Origin of the sequence: Enterococcus sp. E5-162 (assembly GCF_035725965.1) — a bacterium.
Classification (GTDB): Bacteria; Bacillota; Bacilli; order Lactobacillales; family Enterococcaceae; genus Enterococcus_B; species Enterococcus_B lactis.
Genome location: NZ_JAPRFV010000030.1, coordinates 1 through 4,369, shown reverse-complemented (window position 1 = coordinate 4,369; position 4,369 = coordinate 1). Strand labels below are relative to the sequence as shown.

Sequence of the window (4,369 nt, the reverse complement as noted above, 5' to 3'; positions counted from 1 at the left end):
CGGCTACAATAATCACATCCTGCTGAAATTGCTTTCCTTTAAAATGACTCATCGTCATTCCTCCTGCTATCTTTTTCTATTATTCTACCTTATCTGATAGTAGATTTAAAACTTTGCAACAGAACCGCTCGCTGATCGCGACGATCGTCTCCAAGTCTGGGTAATTTTTCCCCAACTCCCAATTCGATACCGCCTGCCGAGACACGTACAGTTTTTCAGCCACTTCCCCCTGTGTTAAATCGAGTTCCTTATCATGGCATTAAATATGAGAAAGTTAGCCGCAATGAAATGGTTTGGCACCTTGAGTACATAAAAATTGGCTCCCAGAAATCAGTAGATGATTTCTGGGAGCCAATTTTTGTTCGATTAAGGATTACGACTTATGTCACAGCCTCATTTATTCATACGGTTTACTTTGCTATTACTTAGCTTACTTATAGGATTTTTTTTTGGAGCATAATTCAAGTATAGTACACCTAGTAAAATCAATAGGATCAAACCAATAAAAATCGGAAATGGAGCCGCTAAGTCATTGCTCCCTGTGACTTTTTGAATGACTTCCATCGCTACTGGAGAAATGAATCCTCCAATATTGCAGCCGATTAATACTAATGAAGTGGATAGATTAAGACTTTTTTTACTGTTGGTAATTGTGCCAAGGCTATTGTAAATATATGGAAAACAAAAGGCATTGGGAACGCCTGATAGAAATAAACCGATTAAAAGTATCGCATAATTTCCGCTGGCAAACCCTATGAGAAGATTGACTATGATATTTAACAACAATCCAAGAATCACAGTATTTTTCTTTAAAACTTTGTTCACTGCTCCAAATATAAATCCAGTAACAATTCCCATAATTGGCATCAATGCTAAATATCCGCTAGCATTATAATTCATGCCATTTATTTCGGCCGCCAAAGAAGGAAATCTAACAGTAATTGCATAGCTATTCATCACCAAAACTATTGCAAACAATACGAAGAAATATACTGAGGCAGGTAATTTTTCTTTAACCTGCTTTTCTTCTGATACTACTTTTTCATCTTTCACATCTGGTACAAAAATGATGAAGAACAATAAAATCGGGAAAGCGATCAAATAAATTGCAAAACTGTAACGCCAACCAAGTATGAGCAACAGTCCGGCTAAGGCAGTAAAAATTGCTTGCCCTATACTCTCAGTGGAGTTTCTGATTCCGAGTAACGTTGCACGAGTATCCCCACTAAATAGTGTACTGATGACACTTACGGCTAGCGAATTGAATAAACCATACCCCGCACCTAATAAAAACCTCGAAAGAAATATGACCTGGTAAGTAGGAAATAATAGAGGCATTGCCCCACCAATACCTGCGATGAGCAGTCCGATGGTAACCGTTCTCTTCAGACCGATCCTATTGGCGATAAAACTTGAAAGAGTGATGAAAATAATCACAGCAAAGTTAGGAATTGTTGATAACAGCTCTACTTGAGATTGACTTATGCCTAGCGATTCTTTCATTAAAGGCAGGCTGCCATTGATCGCTGGTCCACTCATTAAAATTAACGAGATTGAAAGGACCGCTAATTTGGTCATTATTGATTGTTTTTTCTCTGACACAATTACTATCTCCTTTATTCTTCGACTTTTTCGAAAACAGGAATTGTTTTTAAGTCCACGACAATTTTTTCAATAGTAGGACCTGAAAACACCTCTTGATTCAGAACATTTTTCCATTTTCCGCTTGGCAAATAAACTTCTTTAAATTGTGCAGACTTTTCCAATACAGGTGCAACTAAGACTTTTGAGCCTAGCATAAATTGTGTATTTGAATATCGAAGATCCGCTTCAGGATAGTCATAAGCCACAGGACGCACAATTGGTTCACCTGTTTCAGCAGCATTTTCTGCTAATTCAATGATATATTCAGAGTATTCAACATGCTTATTGGCTGCTGCTTTACAAAGATCTAGATGCTCTTGATCCAGTACACGCCATGGAGCAACAGAAAATTGCATCATAGGCATTAACGCTGAGCATTGTGCGGAACGAACAATCAATTCCTGATCGAGTTCTGTTTTTCCTAAAAAGCTTAGATATTCACCCCCGCCAATCATGTCGGGACAACTAAAATGATACCCCAGCATCCCTTGAGCCAACGTTGAGGGAATCAATTCTGACAGACCATTCTTTCCCCATTCAAATTCCTTATCTTGTAAACGATTCACTAATGGTGCACCTTGATTTTTATAATTCATTCGGTATTCATTAAAAGGAAATTCTAATCCGAATCTAGACCATAGTTCAACCTGCTCAAGAGAGCTTAAACCCATGTAAGAAATATCATCATTACTGTAAAAACGCGGGTCGCCAGCGTCAAACTTAAATCCATCAACACCAAAGTCGTCTTGCAGACTCATTAATTCATTTTTAAGCCACGCGTAGGTCTCAGGATTACTCAAATCAAGTACGGCACTGTAACCGTTCCACCATTCTCGAATAACAGGTTTACCGTCTTTATTTTTGATTAGCATATTATCGTCTCTTAATTGGTGATATTCTGGCGTATCGGGTGTAACAAATGGACACACCCAAACCATTACTTTGAAGCCCATTTCGTGTAATGTGCTAATCAACTCTTTTGCATGAGGAAATTTTCTTTCTGAGAATTTCCAGCGTCCGTAATAGTCCGCCCATAAATCATCAATCATGATGATTCCAGCAGGTAAGCCGTTGTCTATGATTCCTTTTGCATATTTTAGAATATCTTCTTCATTTTGCTTATAAAGTAGTTCGATCCAAGAATTCCATTGGGGCATTTCAAAGAATTCTTTTGGAGGCATCTCTCCAAGTGTGTAGACCTCTTTACTTATTACTTTTTGAGCATCTTTTAAGCATGAGCCACCTTCGTACAAATAGACATCCGCAGTTGCTGAAATTTCAAAATTGTTACCGACTGAATATAGATTAAAGGCTTTTTCGCTCCAGATTGCTCTACCTTTTGTGGATACAAAAGTTGGAGCAAATTGGTTCACTGTATCTAAAGTGATCATTTCTAAGGTGTATCCTGACTCCACTGAGAAGGGATATTGGGGACCATCCATGACACAGCCGCCATACCAGTATTCATTTGATACAGCAGGGATCGTTATTCTCTCAGTTAATGATTTTTCTAAAATTTTGATGTCTTCCATTTTTTAACCTCTTTCATTTTTTCTTGAAATTAATTTCTATACACATTGTAAAGCCAGTTTTTTGAAAGCGCTATCTGCGATTGTTGACACTATTTGTACTTTTGTTATATATTATTTGTAATAATGTTCCTGTTTTTTGTAAACTTGTTTGAAAGGAGTGGTTCTTTTTGGAAAAAATTGAAATGAATCGGATGGATCTAACGATTTGGAAGGATTTCCAGTTTAAATTCTTTGGACGGTCAGAATGTCAACCCTTACATTATTATGGCCCCGGAACAAAACCCTATTTTATTATTCATTTTGTACTTCATGGAAAAGGTATTTTTAAGATAGGAAATGCAAGTTATTCGTTGAGTAGAGGAGATGTTTTCCTAATTGAACCTAATCAAATGGTTTTCTATCAAGCCGATCAAATAGATCCTTGGGCCTATGTTTGGATAGGGATTGATGGGGAAAATTGCAGGCAGCTTTTACAGTCAATTGGCTTGAGTCATCCAATAGTTGTTCGATCGCTTTCCAGTAGGGTTCTTTCTGAAATTGATCTTATTTTAGAAAAAATGAACACTCAACCTGAGATGAATGAATTAATGAAAAATGGACAACTATTAACAATTTTAGGATTCATTCAATCAGATAATTATGTTGAAGACGTTCGTTCATTATCAGCTTTTGAACACCACTTAACAAACCAATCAAAATACGTGGAAATGTGTATTGCTATTATCAAGGAAAGATATACAGAAGATTTATCCGTTAATAACCTCGCACTGGAGCTCTCTATCAATCGGTCCTATTTATCTCAACTTTTCAAAAAACAAGTGGGCACGAGTTTGAAGGAATATATTAATGATTTTAGGGTATCTATGTGCCAAGAATTGCTTTATTCTACCAGTTGGTCGATTGAAGAAATAGCTAGAAAAGTAGGCTTCAACAGCCTTTCCTATTTTTCCAAAGTGTTTAAGAAGAAGTATGGAATTTCTCCTAGTCACTATCGGAAAAAGCGATATGATTAGTGTTAAGATGTGTAACTCAAACGTATATTCCTACTAGTGAGGTACCTATAAAAGGTTCTGTTGCAAAGTTTTAAATCTACTATCAGATAAGGTAGAATAATAGAAAAAGATAGCAGGAGGAATGACGATGAGTCATTTTAAAGGAAAGCAATTTCAGCAGGATGTGATTATTGTAGCCGT

Annotated in this window: 3 protein-coding genes and 1 pseudogene; 1 reads left to right on the top strand and 3 read right to left on the bottom strand. The window is 36.8% G+C overall.

Annotated elements, in window-relative coordinates:
- Positions 1-79: 79 nt before the first annotated feature.
- The 3 genes and pseudogenes from OZZ83_RS14560 to OZZ83_RS14550 form a co-directional block, all read right to left on the bottom strand.
- Positions 80-238: pseudogene (locus OZZ83_RS14560) on the bottom strand (helix-turn-helix transcriptional regulator); the annotation flags it as partial.
- 155 nt (positions 239-393) lie between these two features.
- Entirely contained in the window at positions 394-1,602 is a 1,209-nt protein-coding gene (locus tag OZZ83_RS14555) for an MFS transporter (protein WP_325066106.1), read from the bottom strand.
- 14 nt (positions 1,603-1,616) lie between these two features.
- Entirely contained in the window at positions 1,617-3,176 is a 1,560-nt protein-coding gene (locus OZZ83_RS14550; protein ID WP_002340712.1) for a glycoside hydrolase family 31 protein, read from the bottom strand.
- A gap of 167 nt (positions 3,177-3,343) precedes the next feature.
- Between OZZ83_RS14550 and OZZ83_RS14545 the strand changes: the two genes are divergently transcribed.
- Positions 3,344-4,189 (top strand): AraC family transcriptional regulator, encoded by an 846-nt coding sequence (locus OZZ83_RS14545; protein ID WP_058140288.1) that lies wholly within the window; start codon positions 3,344-3,346, stop codon positions 4,187-4,189.
- Positions 4,190-4,369: the final 180 nt, after the last annotated feature.

Excerpts from the sequence above, each read along its gene's own strand:
- OZZ83_RS14550 (WP_002340712.1), bottom strand. The coding sequence starts at position 3,176 with ATGGAAGACATCAAAATTTTAGAAAAATCATTAACTGAGAGAATAACG.